The sequence below is a fragment of the Dawidia cretensis genome (genome assembly GCF_018598175.1).
Taxonomy (GTDB): domain Bacteria; phylum Bacteroidota; class Bacteroidia; order Cytophagales; family Cyclobacteriaceae; genus Ohtaekwangia; species Ohtaekwangia cretensis.
The window spans coordinates 1-548 of the sequence record NZ_JAHESE010000113.1; the positions used below are offsets into that span (position 1 = coordinate 1).

Below are 548 nucleotides of genomic sequence, written 5' to 3' on the forward strand. Positions count from 1 at the left end.
CAGTTGTTGCATAACAATAGTAAGTTGTGTTATTCGCCACGTTGCGCACCACGCGCCAGGGTATAAAAGACATCGTCCATCGAAGCAGCCCCGTACGCCTCCTTGAGTCGCCGGGGCGTATCGAGCGCAGCGATCCGCCCATCCACCATGATCGAAACACGGTGACAATATTCCGCCTCGTCCATATAGTGGGTCGTGACAAACACCGTGATGCCCTGACCGGCCGCGCTGTACAACAGGGTCCAGAACTGCCGCCGGGTAAACGGGGCGACGCCTCCGGTAGGCTCGTCCAGGAATACGATCTTCGGATCGTGTAAGATTGCCACGGAAAAGGCCAGCTTCTGTTTCCATCCCAACGGCAGCGACCCGACACGTTTGCCCGCCACATCTTCCAATCCCAGCCGTGTGAGCAACTGCTCCCGCTTCTCGCGCAACACAGGATTGCGCAGGCCGTAGATGCCGCCAAAGAATGTGATGTTCTCCGCCACCGTCAGGTTTTCGTACAGCGAAAACTTCTGACTCATATACCCGATATTTTGTTTCACATC

General features: G+C 56.0%; 1 protein-coding gene. It reads right to left on the reverse strand.

Annotation, left to right across the window (positions count from 1 at the left end; translation table 11 throughout):
- Positions 1-29: 29 nt before the first annotated feature.
- Positions 30-548, reverse strand: a 519-nt coding sequence (locus tag KK062_RS29970) for an ABC transporter ATP-binding protein (protein WP_254088070.1), incomplete at its 5' end; no start/stop codon positions are given.